The organism is Bifidobacterium castoris (assembly GCF_003952025.1).
GTDB classification, from domain to species: Bacteria; Actinomycetota; Actinomycetes; order Actinomycetales; family Bifidobacteriaceae; genus Bifidobacterium; species Bifidobacterium castoris.
Genome location: NZ_QXGI01000010.1, coordinates 50,969 through 67,367, shown reverse-complemented (window position 1 = coordinate 67,367; position 16,399 = coordinate 50,969). Strand labels below are relative to the sequence as shown.

The 16,399-nt window shown below is 67.1% G+C and carries 14 protein-coding genes, 1 tRNA gene and 1 pseudogene; 13 read left to right on the top strand and 3 right to left on the bottom strand.

The features are described 5' to 3' along the window. Positions 1-198: 198 nt before the first annotated feature. The 7 genes from infA to D2E22_RS09425 all read left to right on the top strand — a co-directional run bounded on the left by infA (position 199) and on the right by D2E22_RS09425 (position 4,724). Complete coding sequence (gene infA / locus D2E22_RS09455) at positions 199-417, top strand: translation initiation factor IF-1 (RefSeq protein ID WP_004268611.1); 219 nt, start codon at positions 199-201, stop codon at positions 415-417. A gap of 25 nt (positions 418-442) precedes the next feature. After that, positions 443-556 (top strand): 50S ribosomal protein L36, encoded by a 114-nt coding sequence (gene rpmJ, locus D2E22_RS09450; RefSeq protein ID WP_003814578.1) that lies wholly within the window; start codon positions 443-445, stop codon positions 554-556. Between the two features lie 129 nt (positions 557-685). Continuing rightward, positions 686-1,063: a 30S ribosomal protein S13 gene (gene rpsM / locus D2E22_RS09445; RefSeq protein ID WP_024540955.1), complete on the top strand. Its 378-nt coding sequence runs from the start codon at positions 686-688 to the stop codon at positions 1,061-1,063. Between the two features lie 84 nt (positions 1,064-1,147). Beyond that, the gene (gene rpsK, locus D2E22_RS09440; RefSeq protein WP_024540954.1) at positions 1,148-1,546 is read left to right on the top strand and encodes a 30S ribosomal protein S11; all 399 of its coding nucleotides are present in this window, start codon (positions 1,148-1,150) and stop codon (positions 1,544-1,546) included. Between the two features lie 76 nt (positions 1,547-1,622). Beyond that, on the top strand, positions 1,623-2,618 hold the full coding sequence (locus D2E22_RS09435; protein ID WP_024540953.1) for a DNA-directed RNA polymerase subunit alpha: 996 nt from the start codon (positions 1,623-1,625) through the stop codon (positions 2,616-2,618). A gap of 92 nt (positions 2,619-2,710) precedes the next feature. After that, entirely contained in the window at positions 2,711-3,190 is a 480-nt protein-coding gene (gene rplQ, locus D2E22_RS09430) for a 50S ribosomal protein L17 (RefSeq protein ID WP_095612549.1), read from the top strand. A gap of 616 nt (positions 3,191-3,806) precedes the next feature. Then, complete coding sequence (locus D2E22_RS09425) at positions 3,807-4,724, top strand: tRNA pseudouridine synthase A (RefSeq protein ID WP_126032847.1); 918 nt, start codon at positions 3,807-3,809, stop codon at positions 4,722-4,724. A gap of 667 nt (positions 4,725-5,391) precedes the next feature. Here D2E22_RS09425 and D2E22_RS09420 read toward each other — a convergent pair. Together D2E22_RS09420 and D2E22_RS09415 are read right to left on the bottom strand one after the other, a co-directional pair. Beyond that, a tRNA-Ser gene (locus D2E22_RS09420) sits at positions 5,392-5,480 on the bottom strand. Between the two features lie 151 nt (positions 5,481-5,631). Beyond that, positions 5,632-6,567, bottom strand: a complete 936-nt coding sequence (locus D2E22_RS09415; RefSeq protein ID WP_164518500.1) for a hypothetical protein — start codon at positions 6,565-6,567, stop codon at positions 5,632-5,634. Positions 6,568-6,639: 72 nt separating this feature from the next. Here D2E22_RS09415 and nusA point away from each other — a divergent pair, with 72 nt between their 5' ends. The 5 genes and pseudogenes from nusA (at position 6,640) to D2E22_RS09390 (ending at position 13,817) form a co-directional block, all read left to right on the top strand. After that, complete coding sequence (gene nusA / locus D2E22_RS09410) at positions 6,640-7,722, top strand: transcription termination factor NusA (protein WP_126032845.1); 1,083 nt, start codon at positions 6,640-6,642, stop codon at positions 7,720-7,722. Between the two features lie 205 nt (positions 7,723-7,927). Further along, positions 7,928-10,702, top strand: coding sequence for a translation initiation factor IF-2 (gene infB, locus D2E22_RS09405; protein WP_126032844.1), 2,775 nt, complete (start codon positions 7,928-7,930; stop codon positions 10,700-10,702). A gap of 143 nt (positions 10,703-10,845) precedes the next feature. Then, positions 10,846-11,275: pseudogene (gene rbfA / locus D2E22_RS09400) on the top strand (30S ribosome-binding factor RbfA); the annotation flags it as partial. A gap of 246 nt (positions 11,276-11,521) precedes the next feature. Further along, the gene (gene truB, locus D2E22_RS09395; protein WP_241218383.1) at positions 11,522-12,517 is read left to right on the top strand and encodes a tRNA pseudouridine(55) synthase TruB; all 996 of its coding nucleotides are present in this window, start codon (positions 11,522-11,524) and stop codon (positions 12,515-12,517) included. Between the two features lie 52 nt (positions 12,518-12,569). After that, positions 12,570-13,817, top strand: coding sequence for a riboflavin kinase (locus D2E22_RS09390; RefSeq protein WP_126032842.1), 1,248 nt, complete (start codon positions 12,570-12,572; stop codon positions 13,815-13,817). 3 nt (positions 13,818-13,820) lie between these two features. Here D2E22_RS09390 and radA read toward each other — a convergent pair whose 3' ends face one another. Continuing rightward, the gene (radA, locus tag D2E22_RS09385) at positions 13,821-15,233 is read right to left on the bottom strand and encodes a DNA repair protein RadA (RefSeq protein WP_126032841.1); all 1,413 of its coding nucleotides are present in this window, start codon (positions 15,231-15,233) and stop codon (positions 13,821-13,823) included. A 521-nt stretch (positions 15,234-15,754) separates the two neighbouring features. Here radA and D2E22_RS09380 point away from each other — a divergent pair. Further along, positions 15,755-16,378, top strand: a complete 624-nt coding sequence (locus D2E22_RS09380; protein ID WP_164518499.1) for a hypothetical protein — start codon at positions 15,755-15,757, stop codon at positions 16,376-16,378. The last annotated feature ends 21 nt before the right edge of the window (positions 16,379-16,399 follow it).

Here is a 16,399-nt window from a genome sequence, read left to right as displayed (position 1 = left end):
CGCACGTCGTCGCATATGCGGGCTTTCGGGAGGACGGCGCGGCATGCGTCGGGGAATAGCGGGGGAGCGGCGCCGGTTGTGCACGGCGGGATGTAATACGACACGCCGTATTTGAATCTCGATGCTTTTCGTGTATTCTTGCAATTTGGTGTGTCTTCGGACACAGCAGTAAGTCGATCATCGAATGGAATCGGGATTATGGCAAAAGACGGTGTGATTGAAGTCGAAGGACGAGTCGTCGAGGCATTGCCGAACGCGATGTTCCGCGTCGAACTGGAGAACAAGCATATCGTGCTGGCGACGATCTCGGGCAAGATGCGCAAGAACTACATCCGCATCCTGCCGCAGGACCGCGTCGTGCTTGAGATGAGCCCGTACGATCTCAATCGTGGTCGGATTACGTACCGCTACAAGTAAGGTACAACCAAAGTAAGGAACAACCATGAAGGTTAGCCCAAGTGTGAAGAGGATCTGCGAGAACTGCCGTGTGATCCGTCGTCACGGCCGCGTCATGGTGATCTGCACCAACCCGCGTCACAAGCAGCGTCAGGGCTGAGCAGACCCAGCGGCACACCAATCCAGGCACTAAGTCACAGTCCCATCGGACTGAACCCCGGGAGCGCAGGCCCGGGCCGGGAGACCGGGAGACTCGGTGCAAGACCTGCGTGAAACAGAAGGAATCGCAATGGCACGTCTTGCCGGAGTCGACATCCCCAATGACAAGCGCATCGAGATCGCGCTGACCTACATCTTCGGTGTGGGCCGCACTCGTGCGAAGGAAACCCTTGCCGCGACCGGAATCAACCCGGACACCCGCGTCAAGGATCTGACGGATGAGCAGCTGATCACGCTGCGTGATTACCTCGAGTCCAACTACAAGATCGAAGGCGATCTGCGTCGTGAGATCGACGCCGATATCCGTCGTAAGATTCAGATCAACTGCTACCAGGGCATGCGTCACCGTAAGGGACTCCCGGTCCGCGGACAGCGTACCAAGACCAATGCGCGTACCCGTAAGGGACCGAAGCGCACGGTCGCCGGAAAGAAGAAGGCCACCAAGTAATAGGTGAGCCCCGGGTCGCGGCCACGGCTCGCACCATCGCCGCGCCAAATCAACCAAGAGTTCGTTACAAGGAAACGAGGGTCAATGGCAGCTCAAAAGCAGGCTGCGCGCAAGACTCGTCGCCGCGATCGCAAGTCGATCCCGGTCGGTCAGGCGCACATCAAGTCAACGTTCAACAACACCATCATCTCCATCACCGATCCGTCCGGCGCGGTTGTGTCCTGGGCGTCCGGTGGCGACGTCGGTTTCAAGGGCTCCCGCAAGTCCACGCCGTACGCCGCCGGCATGGCAGCCGAGTCCGCGGCCCGCAAGGCCATGGAGCACGGCGTCAAGAAGGTCGATGTCTTCGTCAAGGGCCCGGGTTCCGGTCGTGAGACCGCCATCCGTTCCCTGCAGTCCGCAGGTCTCGAAGTCGGTTCGATCACCGATGCGACGCCGGTGGCTTTCAACGGCGTGCGTCCTCCGAAGCGTCGCCACGTCTGAGCACTAGACCATACCATCCATAGAGCCGCTTGAGGCCGATGAGTGCACCATCGGCCGAAGCTGAAAGGATAACACAGTGCTTATCGCACAGCGTCCGACACTTACCGAGGAATCGCTCAACCCTCAGCGTTCCCGTTTCATCATCGAACCACTCGAGCCGGGTTTCGGCTACACGCTTGGCAACTCGCTTCGCCGTACCCTCTTGAGCTCGATTCCGGGAGCGGCAGTCACGTCGGTGCGTATTTCCGGTGCCCTGCACGAGTTCACCACTCTGCCGGGAGTTGAGGAAGACGTCACTGAGATCCTGCTCAACATCAAAGGCATCGTGCTCACGAGCGAATATGACGAGCCCGTTGTCATGTATCTGCGCAAGAGCGGCAAGGGTGAGGCCACCGCGGGGGACATCACCCCGCCGGCCGGCGTCACGATCGCCAATCCGGAGATGCACATCGCGACCCTCGCCGACGACGGCGAACTCGAGATCGAGTTCACGGTCGAGCGCGGCCGCGGTTACGTCCCGGCGCAGATGAACAAGCAGGATGGTGATGAGATCGGCCGCATCCCGGTCGATTCCATCTATTCGCCGGTGCTCAAGGTGAGCTACAAGGTCGAGGCGACGCGCGTCGAACAGCGCACCGATTTCGACCGGCTCATTCTGGATGTGGAGACCAAGCCGGCCATTTCCCCGCGCGACGCCGTCGCTTCCGCGGGCTCGACGCTCGTGGAGCTCTTCGGCCTGTGCCGTGAGCTCAACACGCAGGCCGAGGGCGTCGAAGTCGGCCCCGCCCCCGTCGTGGAGGAGGCCGATCCGGAGATGGCGGTCCCGATCGAGGATCTCAACCTCACGCAGCGCAGCTACAACTGCCTCAAGCGTGAAGGCATCCACACGGTCGGCGAGCTGGTCAACCACACGGAGCAGGATCTGCTCGACATCCGTAATTTCGGTATGAAGTCCATCGATGAGGTCAAGGAGAAGCTCCAGTCCCTGGGACTGTCGCTCAAGGCCTCGCCGCTCGGCTTCGATACCAGCAACCTCGAAGGTGGCACCTTCTTCTCGCCTGAGGACGAGTGAGACCGACCCCTTTGACACAACCACCGCTTCGCCGGTCTCGGATGCTCGGGCAGTTGCCCACCTGAGCCCGGCGGGGCATGCAAGGAGAAACAATGCCTACACCTAAGAAAGGCCCACGTCTGGCTTCCAGCCCGGCACACGAGCGCCTGATGCTCGCGAACATGGCCACCAGCCTGTTCGAGCACGGCCGCATCACCACGACGCTGCCGAAGGCCAAGCGCCTCCGCCCGCTCGCCGAGCGCCTGATCACCTTCGCGAAGCGCGGCGATCTGCACTCGCGCCGTCGTGTGATGCGCGTCATCCGCAACAAGTCCGTCGTCCACAAGCTCTTCACCGAGATCGCCGAGCAGATGGAACAGCGTGAGGGCGGCTACACCCGCATCGTCAAGATCGCTCCGCGCAAGGGCGATTCCGCCCCGGCCGCGATCATCGCGCTCGTCACCGAGCCGGTGAGCCCGAAGAAGGCGGTCGTCAAGGAAGCCGAGGCAGCGACGAAGGTCGCCGCCAAGGAGGAGGCCCCGGTTGAGGCTCCGGCCGAGACCGAGACGAACGAGGCCGAGAACGCCGAGTGAGTCCGGTCCACTGACCGTTCGAGGGCCAGCACCTTCAAGGTGCTGGCCCTTTTTCTTTGTGTGATACGTGCCGGTCATCCTAGGCGGTCTGGGCGGCCGAGACCGGACTTATCCCCATGGGCGGACGATGCCGCGGGCGTGACGCATCGCACGACAACGCTGCATAGTGGGTCCAGCGTTGGAAACGACTATGGAACGGATACAGGGACCAAACCGCAATGCGCGCATCGAGGCGCCGCCGCCTCATCACGGCACCGCTGGCCGTCGCGATGACGGCGCTTTGACCGCGAACAGCGCGGATGGCAAGGCGAAGCTGTATCTGAGCGCGGACCGGATCGGCAACGTGGCCGACGCGCCTTCGGACATCACGCTGACGCTCGCCGTGGTGGGGGTGAGGCGGGCACGAACTATACCGTCACGATCCCCGAAATTCTCCCCTACGGGGCACCTACACCATCGGTCCGGGCGACGACCTGCCGGCCGACATCGGCACGGTGACCAGAACCGAGATGGACGCTGCCGTCGTGTTCTCGATCGACTTTCTGGTACGCCTTCTCCGGGCTGCGCAGGCGCCACGAACGCTGAGCGCGGCCGGCGCATTTGCTAAGCTCGCCATGTGACGCGCTTACGAATCGATCTGGCATACAACGGCGCCGCCTTCCACGGCTGGGCGGTGCAGCCGCAGGGCAGGACCGTGCAGGGGACGATCGAGGAGTCCCTCGGCAGGATCCTCGGATCGCATGGCGGCGATGACGGTGCCGACGCGCCGCGGCTGACCGTCGCCGGCCGCACCGACGCCGGCGTGCACGCCTCGCATCAGGTCTGCCACATCGACGTCGACGACGCCGCTCTCGCGCGCTGCGTCGGGCATATGCGGCTCACGCCGGTGCAGGCGCTGGCGACGAGGCTGTCGCGCATGATGCCCGACGACATCGCCATCCATGAAATCACCGTCGCGCCCGACGGCTTCGACGCGCGCTTTTCCGCGCTCGAACGCACCTACGTGTACCGGATTGCCGACGCGCATGCGCGATGGGATCCACGGCTCAAGGACTTCGTATGGCGCACCGACCGCGCGCTTGACGTCGCGCGGATGAACGAGGCCGCCGCATTGACGCTCGGACTGCACGACTTCGGTTCCTTCGCCATAGCGAATCCGGGAGGGACGACGATCCGCGACGTGAAGACCGCGTATTGGGCGCGCGTGCCTGCGCGTCCGCTGCTCGACGGCGGCATGGGGGAGCGCTACCGGACGCCGGCAGTCGAATCGGGGCTGCTGTGCTTCACGATCGTCGCCGACGCGTTCGCGCGCAACATGGTGCGCTCGCTCGTCGGCGCCTGCGTGCAGGTGGGGATGGGCAAACGCGACGTCGACTGGTTCGCCGGCAAGATGTCGGTGCCGTTGCGCGAAGGCTCGACCGGTCCGATCGCGCCGCAGGGGCTGACGCTCGAGCACATCGCGTATCCGGCCGACGACGAGCTGGCGTCGCGTGCCGAGGCGATCCGGGCGCGCCGCACGTTGCCGGAGGACTGACCGGCGGGGCGCGTTGGCGTCCTGTGAGGCGTATGGGTGCGCGAGGTGGGATGTTGCGGGGCGTGTTGGCGTGCCGGCACGCGTATGGGTACGCGGCGGCGGACGCAAGGGGTCACGTTGGCGTCCTGTGGGGCGCATGGGTGCGCGAGGCGGGACGGTGCAGGGCGCGTTGGAATCCTGACGCGCGTATGGGTACGCGGTGGCGGACGCAAGGGTGTGCTGGCGGCTTGCGGGGCGTACCTACGCGCGGTGTGGGACGTTGCGGGGCGGTTGGGGTCCTGGTGGGGCGTATGCGTGCGCTGGGCGGGACGATGCGGTGTGCCGGGCGCGGTGCCGTGGCGTGTGTGGGGAGTGCGGATGACAAGAAAAAAGGGCATATAGGCCAGAGAGTTGTTGCTTAAGAGCCTTGTTCGCCTTGCGGTTGCAGGCGTGTCGGCATGTTGGCATTCCCGCGGGGAATGTCGTCACGGTTGCATGGAGACGTGAGAACGCGATCGTCAAGGGCGAGGATCTGCGGGATGCGCTGCATCGACTGGAACGAATTCCACACCAGCACACCATGGAAAGACACCGACTAGCCAGACACACTTTTTGGCCTATAACCCTAAAGCAACAACTCTCTGGCCTATATGCAAAAAGGGTTTCCGGGCGAAGCCGGAAACCCTGATGGCGGATGAGGCGAGATTCGAACTCGCGGAGGGGGTTGCCCTCACACGCTTTCGAGGCGTGCTCCTTAGACCGCTCGGACACTCATCCATTCGCTGCAATCAAGCAACTTGTTTATTATGGCACAGGTTGCGCTCACGTCAAATCCTCGGCATGTCGCGGCCGAAGACCGCGTTTGCGGACGGTGCGGATCAATCCGGCCGGCGCAGCGAATCGCGGCAGGGCGTCCGTAGGATGCGGATCAGTCGAAGAGGACGTCGTCGGTGCGGGGATAGCCGAGCGTGAAGGCCGTGTACGCATGCGTCGCGATGAGCATCGACAGCTGCGCCAGCGCGGCGCGCGTCTGCGTGCGCTGCTGCGCGGACATCGCCGTGTAGTCGATGTGCGCGGAGGCGTCGAAGGCCGCGAGCCCCTCGCGCGCGCAGTCGATCTCCAGAATGGCGACGGTGTTCGCCCGAAGGCCGGTCGCCGGGTCGACGGCCTGTCCGCTGTGCGCCGTGAGCTCCTGCGTCGCATACACCTTGCGGCGCAGGTCCTTCGCCCCGTCGGACAGATGCATGAGCCGCGACGCCGTCTCCTTGTGGTTGTCGCTCATCGCGAGCAGGTCGCCGTCCTTGACGAGGCGCGCCGTCGTCGCGTCCTCGGCTACACCGTCGGCGAAACGACCGGCGAGCACTTCGGTGGCGAAGCCGGCGCGGTCCTCGGCGAGCGCGAGCTTCGCGAGCGCGTCGCCGCCGATGTCGAGCGTGTCGACGTCGTCGAGACGCTCGACGGTGAGCGGTTCATAGGAGGCGCCGACCGTGCCGGCGAGCGTGTGCGCGGCGGCCTGCGCCTGCGCGCTGCGCAGTGTGCCCTCGGCGAAACGCGCAGGGCATTGGATGGCGACGTCGAGCCAGCGGTGCGCCGCGTCCTCGAAGGCCATGTACCGCGCGATCTTCGGCGCGCCGGCCTCGTCGCCGTGCCCCGACGCGGCGGCAGCCTCGCCGAGCAGCGTCTCGCAGACATCGACGCTCTGCTCGGATTCCGCGCGGCCCTCGACGCGTGGCGCCGAGCAGGCCGCCGTCGGCGCGACGAGGGCGCAAACGGCGGCGGCCGCGACGAGCTGCGCGCGCATCCTGCGCCATGGACGGCGGCGTGCTTGAGCTCGGGCAATCGACGGGGTGAAAGGTGTCTGCATGAGATATTACACTAATGATGGACTGTGACCATAGGGCATAGGCTCGTACATAACTTCAGAGGAGGTCTGCATATGGAACTGGACCTGAACGGAATCCACCAGCTCGCGCGTGAGCAGGACATCGATGCAGAAACCGTTGATGAGGCGCTCTCCGAGGCGCTGCGCCTCGCCTATCTCAAGACCCCGCACGCCGCCAAGCACGCACGAGTCGAACTCGACCCGCGCGCAGGCAGCTTCACGATCTGGGCGCGCGACGAAATCGCCCAGGAACCCACCGAAGACAACCCGCACCCGGCGCCCGCGCTCGGTGAGGAATACGACGATACGCCGAAGGACTTCGGCCGCCTCGCGGCGTCCACGGCGCGCCAGGTCATCTCCCAGCTGTTCCGCAAGGCGGAGGACGACAAGATCTTCGGCGCCTTCTCCGGGCAGAAGGGCAAGCTCATCACCGGCGTCGTCCAGCAGGACGCGAAGGACACCGCCAACGTGCATGTGGCCGTCGGCGACGTCGAGGCGCTGCTGCCGCGTCGCGAGCAGGTGCCGGGTGAACGCTACCGCCACGGCGAGCGCATCCGCGTCTACGTCGTCAACGTGTCGCGCGGCCTCAAGGGCCCCGAGATCATCGTCTCGCGCTCCCATCCGGAGCTCGTGCGCAAGCTCTTCGAGCGCGAGGTCCCGGAGCTCGTCTCCGGCGCCGTGTCCATCATGGCGATCGCGCGAGAGGCGGGCGCCCGCACGAAGGTCGCCGTGCGCGCGAACACGCAGGGCGTCAACCCGAAGGGCGCGCTGATCGGACCGGGCGGTTCGCGCGTGCGTGCCGTCATCGAGAACCTCGGCCAGGAGAAGATCGACATCGTCGACTGGTCGAACGACCCGGCGAAGTTCATCGCCGCCGCGCTGTCTCCGGCGAACGTCACCGACGTGCACGTCGTCAGCGAGAAGAACCAGACGGCCATCGCCTTCATCCCCGAGGACCAGCTGTCGCTCGCGATCGGCAAGGAGGGGCAGAACGCGCGTCTCGCCGCCAAGCTCACCGGCTGGAAGATCGGCATCGAATCCGAGGAGGCGTACGCGCGGAAGAAGGCCGAGCAGCTGGTGCGCGCACATGGCGAGCACAAGGCCGTCGAGACGGACGGCGACGAGGCCCGCGGCTGAGTCGTTCGTCGCCCGCTTACTTCCGCCGTCCGTATCCAACGGCGGGAGTAAGCTGGGCCGCAAACTGACCGGCGCGCGCACGCGCGGCGCTCAGGACAAGAACGAGGGTGAACAACCATGGTTGCACGATGAGAAACCGAAAGCTCGCCGTGAGAAGATAGCAGCTGCGCTCGCATACGCGCGGCTGAGGAATAGGAGAAATTGAGTGCCGAAAGCACGCGTATATGAGCTCGCCAAGGAACTTGGCGTAGACAGCAAGACCGTTCTTGAAAAGCTCAAGGACATGGGCGAATTCGTCAAATCCGCCTCGTCGACCGTGGAGGCGCCGGTCGTGCGCCGCCTCAAGGCCGCATTCCCGAAGCCGGGTGAGGCGTCCCAGGAATCCAATGCGAAGAAGCCGGTCGCGAAGAAGCACAACGCTCCGAAGCCGGGTCCGGCCGCTGCTCCGAAGCCGGCTGCGGCGGAGGCCTCGAAGCCGGCGGCGCCGACGCCGGGGCCGCGCGCCCCGCGTCCGGCCGCCAAGCCGGGCGCACGCAACGGCGGCCGCAGGAACGAGGAACGCGAGCAGCGCAATCCGCGCTCCGCGCAGCCGCGCGCGAACGCGAAGCCGAGCCAGCACGGCTCGAAGCCGGCGGCGCCGACGCCGGGGCCGCGCGCCCCGCGTCCGGGCCAGCAGAACGCCGGCAAGGGCGGCGCGCAGCAGCCGCAGCAGCATGCGCCGCGTCCGGGCAACAACCCGTTCAGCCGCAAGCAGGGCATGCATACGCCGACGCCCGCGGACATCCCGCGTCCGCATCCGATGGCGCGTCCGACCGTCAACAACAACGAGAACCGCCGTGGCGGCCGTCCCGGCCAGCGCGGCGGATTCCGCGGACGTCCGGGTCCGGGCACCGGCGCGCGTCCGGGCCAGTGGGGCCAGCACCGTCAGGGGCAGGGCGCCGGCACCGGCGCGCGTCCGGGCGGCAACCGCTTCGGCGGCAACGGCGGCGGCTTCCAGGGCAGCGGTCCAAGCAACGGTCCGTCGCGTGGCGGCGGCCGTGGCCGCGGCGGCGCGGCCGGAGCGTTCGGCCGTCAGGGCGGCAAGTCGTCGAAGGCGCGCAAGAACCGTCTCGCGAAGCGCCATGAGTACGAGGAGCTGAAAGCACCGGTCATCGGCGGCGTGCGCATCCCGAAGGGCAACGGACAGACGATCCGTCTGCGTCAGGGCGCCTCGCTCGCCGACCTCGCGGAGAAGATCAACGTCAATCCGGCGGCGCTCGTCACCGTGCTGTTCCATCTCGGTGAGATGGCCACGGCGACGCAGTCGCTCGACGAGGCGACGTTCCAGATCCTCGGCGAGGAGATCGGCTGGAACATCAAGATCGTCTCCGCCGAGGAGGAGGACAAGGAGCTGCTCCAGCAGTTCGACATCGACCTCGAATCGGAGGAGCTGCAAGAGGACGAGGATCTGCAGCCGCGTCCGCCGGTCGTCACCGTCATGGGCCACGTCGACCACGGCAAGACGCGCCTGCTCGACACGATCCGCCGCACGAACGTCGTCTCCCGCGAGGCCGGCGGCATCACGCAGCGCATCGGCGCCTACCAGGTGACCGTCGACCTCGAGGGCGAGGAACGCAAGATCACGTTCCTCGACACCCCGGGCCACGAGGCCTTCACGGCGATGCGCGCCCGCGGCGCCGAACTCACCGACGTGGCGATCCTCGTCGTCGCGGCCGATGACGGCGTCATGCCGCAGACCGTCGAGGCGATCAACCATGCGCAGTCGGCGCACGTGCCGATCGTCGTCGCCGTCAACAAGATCGACGTCGAGGGCGCCAACCCGGAGAAGGTGCGCGGCCAGCTCACCGAATTCGGCCTGATTCCCGAGGAGTACGGCGGCAACACGATGTTCGTCGACATCTCCGCGAAGCAGGGCACGAACGTCGACAAGCTGCTCGAAGCCGTGCTGCTCACGGCCGACGCCGAACTCGACCTGCGCGCCAACCCGGACATGGACGCACGCGGCGCGACCGTCGAGGCGAGGCTCGACAAGGGCCGCGGCGCCGTCGCTACCGTGCTCGTGCAGGCCGGCACGCTGCACATCGGCGATTCCATCGTGGCCGGCACGTCCTATGGACGCGTCCGCGCGATGCTCGACGAGAACGGCAAGAACATGGAGGCCGCAGGCCCGTCCACGCCGGTCCAGGTGCTCGGCCTGACGTCGGTGCCGACCGCGGGCGACCTGTTCCTCGTCGCGCCCGACGACCGCGCCGCGCGCCAGATCGCCGAGAAGCGCCAGGCCACCGAACGTGCCGCGCAGCTCGCGAAGCGACGCAAGGTCGTCTCGCTCGAGGACTTCAAGAAGAAGCTCGCCGAATCCGAGATCGACATGCTCAACATCGTCATCAAGGGCGACTCGTCCGGCTCGGTCGAGGCGCTTGAGGACTCGCTGATGAAGATCGAGGTCTCCGACGAGGTCGGCATCCAGGTCATCCACCGCGGCGTGGGCGCGATCACGCAGAACGACGTCAACCTCGCGAGCGTCGACAAGGCCGTCATCATCGGCTTCAACGTGCGTCCGAACCGTCAGGTCGCGGACCTCGCCGAGCGCGAAGGCGTCGAGATCAAGTACTACTCGGTCATCTACAAGGCGATCGAGGACATCGAGGCCTCGCTCAAGGGCATGCTCAAGCCGGAGTACGAGGAGGTCACGACCTCGCACTCGGAGATCCGCGAGATCTTCCGCTCGTCGAAGTTCGGCAACATCGCCGGCGTCATGGTCCTCGACGGCGAAGTCAAGCGCGGCACGAAGGCGCGCATCCTGCGCGACGGCGTCGCGACCGTCAACGACCTCGAGATCTCGTCGCTGCGCCGCTTCAAGGACGACGTCAAGTCGGTCACCGAAGGATACGAGGCGGGCATCAACCTCGGATCGTTCAATGACATCGAGATCGGCGACATCATCGAGACCTTCGAGATGCGCGAGATCGAACGCAAGTAGCATCGCCGCCCCCGGCGGCAAGCGGTGACGGGAAACGCCCATGGCCCCTTGGCTATGGGCGTTTCCCGTTGCAGGAGACATTCGGGTACGCTGGACTCTAGCGTGAGCCGAGACCAGACAGGCAGTCAAGGAAAGAAGAACCCATGCAGTCAACCAATCCGCGCGCCGCACGCATCGCGGCGCTCATCCAGCGCGTCATCGCGTCGAACATGGAGTCGACGCTGCACGACAAGCGACTCAAGAACGTGACGATCACCGACGTCCATGTGACCAACGACCTGCAGATCGCGAAAGTCTACTGGACGACGCTGTCGCACACCGGCAACGACGACGGCGAGCGCAAGCGCGCACGCACCGCGCTCAACCAGGCGAGGGGACGGCTGCGTTCGCTCGTCGGCGCGAAGGCCGGGCTGAGGCTCACGCCGCAGCTCGAGTTCGTCTTCGACGAGGTGCCCGGCGAAGCGCATGAGATCGAGGACATCCTCGTCACCGCGCGCAAGCGCGACGAGGAGCTTGCGAAGCTGCGCGCGAGCGCGCAGTACGCCGGCGACGCCGACCCGTACCGGCACGACGACTTCGAACAGGAGGACCTCGCCGACCGTTCCGGCGCGGACGCCGCCGAGACCGAGCGCGAACTTGACGACCTCGAGCATCTGGACAAGGACGACTACAACGAATACGCCGGTGACGTCGTCGAGGTCGAGGAGCTCGAGGACTTCGACGACGACGAGGACGACGTGCCGTCCGACACGTCCCGGATGGCGGCGTGCACGCGGCCGGAGACGACGGTCGACGAGACACGGGACTGAGCCGGTGGCGGTGAAGGACGGCGGCGCGCAGCCGCTCAACGGACTGTTCATCGTCGACAAGCCGCAGGGCGTGACGAGCCACGACGTCGTCGGCGCCGTGCGTGCGGCCGTGCACATGCGCCGTGTCGGCCACGCCGGCACGCTCGACCCGATGGCCACCGGCGTGCTCGTCGTCGGTGTCGGCAACGCGACGCGGCTGCTCAACGTCATCGTCGACCATACGAAGACCTACGCGGCGACGATCCGCTTCGGCCAGCGCACGACGACCGACGACGCCGACGGGGAGATCGTCGAGGCGCCGCGCGCGTCCTCGCTGCCGAGCCCCGAGATGATCTGCGACGTTGTTTCACGAGAGTTCCACGGCACGATCGAGCAGGTGCCGAACGCCTACTCGGCGATCAAGGTGCACGGGCGGCGCGCCTACGACCTCGCGCGGGCCGGTGAACAGGTCGAGCTCCAGGCGCGGCCGGTGACGATCCTGCGCTTCGACGTGGGGGAGGGCCGGCAGGCCGCGGCCGCGAACGGCGGCGCCGTGCTCGACGTCGACGTGACGGTGACGTGCTCGGCCGGCACCTATATCCGCGCGCTCGCACGCGACCTCGGCGCGGCCTTCGGCTGCGGCGCGCATCTGACACGGCTGCGCAGGATCGCGGTCGGCGCCTTCACCGTCGACGACCCGCACGTCGTGGCCGCGCACACCGAGACTCGCGAGTTCACGAATCGCGACGGCGAAGAGGTGACGCACGCCCGCGCAGTGCTCGACGTGTCCGCCGACGGCATGGCGGCGCATCTCATCACGATGGCCGACGCCGTGCGCGAGGCGATGCCGACGCTCGCGGTGAGCCGGGACGAGGCACGCGACCTGCGCTACGGGCGATGGATCAAAGGACGGGTCGGCGCCGCAAGCGCGGCGATCGTCGAGGAGGACGGCGACGTCGTCGCGATCGTCGAACAGGCGAACGCGGACGCCATCAGGCCGACCGCCGTGTTCCCGGCGGCACGGTGAGACGCGGCGCGCGGGCCGGGCACACGGATTTGGCAACAGGAGGACAGCAGACATGAACATCATTCGGCTCGAACCGGACGAGGGCGGCACCGTCGCATGGCCGACGTTGAGCACATCGAAGAAATCGGTCGTCACCGTCGGCGTATTCGACGGCGTGCACCGCGGACATCAGGCCGTCATCCGGCGCACCGTCGAACTCGCGAAGGCGACCGGCAGCTTCGCCGTCGTCATCATGTTCGATCCGCGTCCCGCCTTCGTGCACGAATACGCGAAGACGCACGCCGGCATCGGCGTGCCCGACGGCGTGCACGACGCGCAGGCGATCAGCGGCGTCGACGAACGGCTGCGGATGATGGACGGCCTCGGCGTCGACTACGTGCTCATCGTCCGCTACGATCTCGCGTTCGCCGCGAAATCGTTCCGCTTCTTCCTCGGACAGCTCGTCGGCAGGCTCGGCATGCGCACGCTCGTGCTCGGTCGTGACGCGCGCATGGGCGCCGGCCTCGAAGGCGACGTGAAGAAGATCGGGACGCTCGCGCAGGCGACCGGCGTGTTCGAACTCGACGTCGTCGATGACAACGGCGGCCATGTGCGCGTGCCCGCGGCCTTCAAGGCGCAGGCGCCGCTGCAGGCGGGGGAGCCCGTCGACCCCCTCGCGGGGATGGACAAGGCCGAACGGCGCGCCTGGAGCAAACGCGTCAACGCGCGCGAGGTGCGCGAACTGAGCTCGACGAACGTGCGATGGCTGCTCAGCCAGGGACGCATCGCAGACGCGAACCGCATCCTCGGCCATATGCACGGCGTCGAAGGCACGGTGACGCACGGCGAGGAACGCGGACGCACGATCGGGTTCCCGACTGCGAACCTCGTCGCGCCGATCGACGGATACCTGCCCGTCGACGGCGTATACGCGGGCTGGCTCATCGACCTGGGCAGCGATGAGGCGTACGTGCAGTCGCAGCGCCCCTTCGGCGACCTCGCCGACGGCGGTGTCGCGTCGATCGCGCAGCCGTACACCTCCGGCGGCGCCGAAAACCGTCTCGCGCCGCATTTGCCGTACCGATGGCCGGCGGCGATCTCGATCGGCAGCAAGCCGACCTTCAGCGAGGACAGCGGCCACGACGAGCGCGTCCTCGAGGCGTACGCCGTCACCGACGACTGGCTCGAGCTCTACGGGCACCGTGTGCGCGTCGAATTCGCGCGCTTCCTGCGTCCGCAGATCAGGTTCGACTCGGCGCAGGAACTCGCCGACGAACTCAAACGCAACGCCGACGAAACGCTGAGGATCGTCGGCGAGTAGCCGTCACTTGCCGCGTTTCGTCAGTTTGAGCGAGTCGAGCGCGTCACGCAGCGAACACACCTCGACGATGCGCAGCCCCGGAACCGACGGCGGCGTGCGCATCGGCGGCACAAGCGCCGTCGTGAACCCAAGACGCGCCGCCTCACGCAGCCGGTATTCGAGACGCGGCACCGGACGCACCTGACCGGTCAGCGAGATCTCGCCGACCGCGCACGTCGAACGCGCGATCGGCGTGGACGTCGCCGCGCTCGCGAGCGCCGCGACGATCGCCAGGTCGCAGCTCGGCTCCTTCGCGACGCCGCCGGCGATCGTCGAGATGTACAGGTCGCGGCTCAGCAGCGACAGGCCGCCATGGCGGTAGAGGACGGCGACGAGCATCGCGATGCGGTTCACGTCGACGCCGTTGACGGCGCGCCGGGGCGTGGGCAGCACCGAATCCGTCACGAGCGCCTGCACCTCCACCGGCAGCGAACGGTGGCCGTCGAGCGTGAACGTGACGCAGGTGCCGTCGACGGGCGTCTCGTTCGACGACAGGAACAGCCCGGCCGGATCGACGACCTCCTCGATGCCGACGCCGCTCATGTCGAAGCAGCCGACCTCGTCGGTCGGGCCGAAACGGTTCTTCACGGCGCGCAGCAGCCGCAGCGCCGTCTGCGGATCGCCCTCGAACTGGCAGACGACGTCGACGAGATGCTCGAGCGTGCGCGGGCCTGCGATCGAACCGTCCTTCGTGACATGGCCGACGAGCAGCACCGGCACGTCGAGCGACTTCGCCGTGTCGATGAGCGCGCTCGCGACCTCGCGCACCTGCGTGGAGCCGCCGGAGATTCCGTCGACGTCCTGGGAGACGATCGTCTGCGCCGAATCGACGATCGCGAGCGCCGGCCTGTGCTGGTCGATGAGGCCGAGCACGGTGGCGAGGTCGGTCGTCGAGGCGAGCAGCAGGTTCGCCTCGACGGCGTCGATGCGCGAGGCGCGCAGCCGCACCTGCGCCTGCGATTCCTCGCCGGAGATGTACAGGACGTTGCCCGACGGCGTGTGGCGCGCGATGTTGCCCGCCGTCTCCAGCAGCAGCGTGGATTTGCCGATGCCGGGCTCGCCGGCGATGAGCACGACCGAGCCGGGGACGATGCCGCCGCCGAGCACGCGGTCGAATTCGCCGAAACCGGTGGGCACGCGGGTGACGGAAGCCGTGTCGACGTCGGTGATCGGCTGCGCGGCGCTCAGCGCGACCGCCGTCGGCGCCGTGCGCGACGTGCGGCCGGGCGCGGCCGTGCGCTGCGAGGATGCGGCGGGACGCGCCTCGTGGAACTCCTCGATCGTGCCCCACTGGCCGCATTCGGGGCAGCGGCCGAACCATTTCGCGCCGGTCCACCCGCACTCGGTGCATACGTAGCTCACATTGCTTTTCGCCATATGCAGCAACCTAGCGGCCTTCGCGCACGCGCGCAAGGGCGCGGGTCTGCCGCCGACGTGTTGCCGGCTAGAATCTGGCTTCGCGCACGCGCGCAAGGGCACGGGGGCGAGGAGAAGCCGAAGAACGACGGCGTCACCGGCTTCGCGCACGCGCGCGGTTGCCGCCGCGCCCGCCGTGCATAACTCGATTGTTTGAGACGATTATCGGGTGATGCGCCCCGCGCTCGGTGACGGATCGGCGACCCATGACGAAAGCGCACATATATGCACACGACGACCATCGAAGCAATCGTCATCATGCGGAATCGCACAACACAGCTCATTCGCATCACGCAACGAGGAGGGAACCGGGGAGCGCGGTCGCATAGCTCGACGATTCGGGTGAATTCTCGAGTTATGCGTCCGCGGGCATCGGAGCCATGCGGCAGGGCATGACGGTCGCGTTCGATGCGACCGGCCGCGGCGGCCGACGGCTGCGCGCGTGGCGGACACGGTCAGAAGGATGTGCCAAGATGGGCCACATGGCAGTCAATTCCGGCAAGCAGCAGCAGACGCAGACCTCGTCGACGGCGCGCAAGGCGCGCATCGTCGTGTTCTCGGTCGCCGCCGTCGTCATGCTCGCGATCCTCAGCGCCTTCGCATGGCCGGGATGGGCGGTGCGCCATGTGCCGGAGCCGATGGACGTGCCGACGGCGGTCGCCTCGGCGAAACCGACGATCGACGCGAAGGCGCTGCCGGCGAACGCGTCGGAACTGCTCAAGGCGATGCCCGAGCATGTCTCGGACTTCGCGCGCACCGACGCGCAGGCCACCGACGAATGGGACTCCTCGTCGCCGCTCGAGGAGTACCGGCTCACGTATTCGACCGGCGACGAGGCCAAGGACGTGCAGGTCGTCGTCGGACAGTGGGCGAGCGAACAGGAGGCGGTCACGCAGTACAACGCGCTCACCAAGCTGCTCGAAGGCGACGAGATCGCCGCCGGCAACGTCAAGGTCAACGGCGCTAACGCCGGCGCCTACGTCGTGAACGCGAGCGGGGGCGACGACGCGCAGGCGACCGCCGTGTGGCGCAACGACACCGTGTGCGTGCGCCTCAGCGGGCCGAAGTCCTCCGTCGAGACCGTGTTCAAGCTGTTCCCGCTGTGAGCGCTGCGCACGCCGACTCGC

What these genes read in the sequence shown, in the direction of transcription:
- infA (WP_004268611.1), top strand. Translation starts at nt 199, where the DNA reads ATGGCAAAAGACGGTGTGATTGAAGTCGAAGGACGAGTCGTCGAGGCA.
- rpmJ (WP_003814578.1), top strand. Translation starts at nt 443, where the DNA reads ATGAAGGTTAGCCCAAGTGTGAAGAGGATCTGCGAGAACTGCCGTGTG.
- rpsM (WP_024540955.1), top strand. Translation starts at nt 686, where the DNA reads ATGGCACGTCTTGCCGGAGTCGACATCCCCAATGACAAGCGCATCGAG.
- rpsK (WP_024540954.1), top strand. Translation starts at nt 1,148, where the DNA reads ATGGCAGCTCAAAAGCAGGCTGCGCGCAAGACTCGTCGCCGCGATCGC.
- rplQ (WP_095612549.1), top strand. Translation starts at nt 2,711, where the DNA reads ATGCCTACACCTAAGAAAGGCCCACGTCTGGCTTCCAGCCCGGCACAC.
- D2E22_RS09415 (WP_164518500.1), bottom strand. Translation starts at nt 6,567, where the DNA reads ATGCAGACACCTTTCACCCCGTCGATTGCCCGAGCTCAAGCACGCCGC.
- nusA (WP_126032845.1), top strand. Translation starts at nt 6,640, where the DNA reads ATGGAACTGGACCTGAACGGAATCCACCAGCTCGCGCGTGAGCAGGAC.
- D2E22_RS09390 (WP_126032842.1), top strand. Translation starts at nt 12,570, where the DNA reads ATGAACATCATTCGGCTCGAACCGGACGAGGGCGGCACCGTCGCATGG.
- radA (WP_126032841.1), bottom strand. Translation starts at nt 15,233, where the DNA reads ATGGCGAAAAGCAATGTGAGCTACGTATGCACCGAGTGCGGGTGGACC.
- D2E22_RS09380 (WP_164518499.1), top strand. Translation starts at nt 15,755, where the DNA reads ATGGCAGTCAATTCCGGCAAGCAGCAGCAGACGCAGACCTCGTCGACG.